Source organism: Streptomyces sp. MUSC 14, from assembly GCF_001866675.1.
Taxonomy (GTDB): Bacteria; Actinomycetota; Actinomycetes; order Streptomycetales; family Streptomycetaceae; genus Streptomyces.
In genome coordinates this window covers 1-2359 of sequence record NZ_MLYN01000079.1, presented here as the reverse complement: position 1 = coordinate 2359, position 2359 = coordinate 1, and the positions used below count along the sequence as shown (strand labels likewise).

The following is a 2359-nucleotide window of genomic DNA, read 5'->3' as shown; positions in this document are numbered from 1 at the left end:
CCTTCGCCCCCACCACCCGCGCCACATGAGCTGCGTCAACGGCGTCGAAGGACTTGTAGTCGGGGACACCCGCGGCATGGAAGACCGCACTGACACGGTGGCGCGAGAGCAGGTCGGCGACCGCTGTCCGGTCGGACATGTCGCAGGCCTCCACGCTCACGTCATGCGCTCCCAAGTCGTGCAGGTCGGCGATGAGTTCGTCGGCGCCGGGTGCCCCGGCTCCCTGCCGGCTGGTGAGGACCAGGTCGGTGGCCCCACGCCGGACGAGCCAGCGCGCGACGTGTGCACCGAGAGCACCCGTGCCGCCGGTGACCAGGACCTTCCCGCCGGGCTTCCAGCCCTGGTCCGCGGGCTGCCGCGCAGGCTCCGGCCGAAGCCTGCGGGCATGGATCCGGCCGTCGCGGAGGGCGAGTTGGTCCTCCACGGAGGAGGCGAGGGCCGACGCGAGCAGTCCTGCGGTGTCCTCGTCCGGCACCTCCGGCAGATCGACGAGGCCGCCCCAACGGTCGGGGTGTTCCAACGCGGCCACACGTCCCAGCCCCCAGACGGCCGCCTGCTCGGCGCGCAGCGGACCGTCGTCCAGATGCTCGATACGGACCGCTCCTCGCGTCACCAGCCAGACGGGCCCGTCGACCTCCGCGTCACCCGTCGCCTGGGTGGCGACGAGCGCCTGCACGACCGTGTCGCACAGGACGACGACTCCCGCAAGCTGCGAGCTCGGAGCGGCGGTACGGACAGCTCGGGCGAGTTCCGCACGTTCGGGCTCGTCGGTGAGGGGCAGGAGCAGGTGGTCAGGCAGCGCGGCGGTGACGGTCTCCAGGTGGGCCGACTGCTCCGCCGAGTGGAGCACCAGCCACGGCCCGGCCTGGCCGACACTCGGCGTGCCAGTGACCTCTTGCCAGTCGACGCGGTACTGCCAGCCGGCCACCTCGGCCCGCACGACACGGTCCCGGCGCCGGGTCGAGAGTTCCGCCAGGACCTTCTGGACGACGTCCTCGCCCATGTCCAGGCTGTCCGCCAGCTCGCGTGCTTCCTCGGGTTCGGTGGGCTCCCAGAGTTCGACATCGCGTACGACCTCGCTGCGCTTGGTCTGCGGCCAGAACCGTTCACGCTGGAAGGCGTACGTCGGCAGGTCGATACCGACCGTGGAGGGCTGGCCGAGCACCGCCGTCCAGTCGACGAAGAGACCCGCCGTGTATCCGGCGGCGACGCACGCAGCGACGGTCTCCACCTCGCTCCTGTCCTTGCGGAGCATAGGTACGAACAGGACGTCACCTGCGTCATCATGCGGAACACAGTTCTGAGCGAGGGCGGTGAGGGTGCCGTCAGGTCCGATCTCCAGGAAACGCGTCACACCCTCAGCCACGAGCGCAGCCACCCCATCGGCGAAGCGAACCGCCTCACGGACGTGCCGCACCCAGTACTCGGCCGACGCCAACTCCCCATCCGCAGCAAGCTGTCCCGTCACGTTCGAGACGACCGGGATCGACGGTGCACCGTAACTGATGCCCTCCGCGACCCGGCGGAACGCGTCGAGCATCGGCTCCATCAACGGGGAGTGGAAGGCGTGCGAGACCCGCAGACGCGACGCGCGCCGACCCCGGGCCTTCAGCTCTCCGGCGACCTCGACGACGGCAGCCTCGGCACCGGCGATCACGATCGCGCGGGGGCCGTTGACCGCGGCGATCGACACCTCGCCCGCACGCGCCTCCAGCAGAGGCAGCACCTCGTCCTCGGCGGCCTCCACCGCCACCATCACACCACCGGCCGGCAACTCCTGCATCAACCGGCCACGGGCCACGACCAGAGCACAGGCATCCTCCAGCGACAACACACCCGCCACGTGCGCGGCAGCGACCTCACCGATCGAATGCCCGATCAGGACGTCAGGACGCACCCCGAACGACTCCACCAGACGGAACAACGCCACCTCGACGGCGAACAACGCGGGCTGCGTCCACTCCGTACGACCCAGCCGCTCCGCATCATCCCCGAACACCACATCACGCAACTCGCCGCCCACGTACGCGCACACCGCGTCGAACGCCTCCGCGAACACCGGGAAAGCCTCGTACAACTCACGGCCCATCCCCAACCGCTGCGCACCCTGACCCGAGAACAGGAACGCCGTCTTGCCGGGGTCAGCTGCCGTGCCCTGCACCAGGTTCGCTGCGGGATCTCCGACAGCCAGGCAGTTGAGGCCGGCCAACAGTTCGGCACGATCACGGCCGTGGATGACGGCCCGGTACTCGAAGGGCGTCCGGGTGGTGACCAGAGCCCTCGCCACAGCGGCGGGTGCGAGACCGGTGTTCGTCTGCGCGTAGGCGTGCAGGCGGGTGGCTTGGGAGCGCAGGGCGTC

The 2359-nt window shown here is 70.3% G+C and carries 1 protein-coding gene; it reads right to left on the bottom strand.

All coding sequences use genetic code 11. The features are described from left to right. Nucleotides 1–2359, bottom strand: a 2359-nt coding sequence (locus BIV25_RS40655; RefSeq protein ID WP_143076787.1) for an acyltransferase domain-containing protein, incomplete at both ends; no start/stop codon positions are given.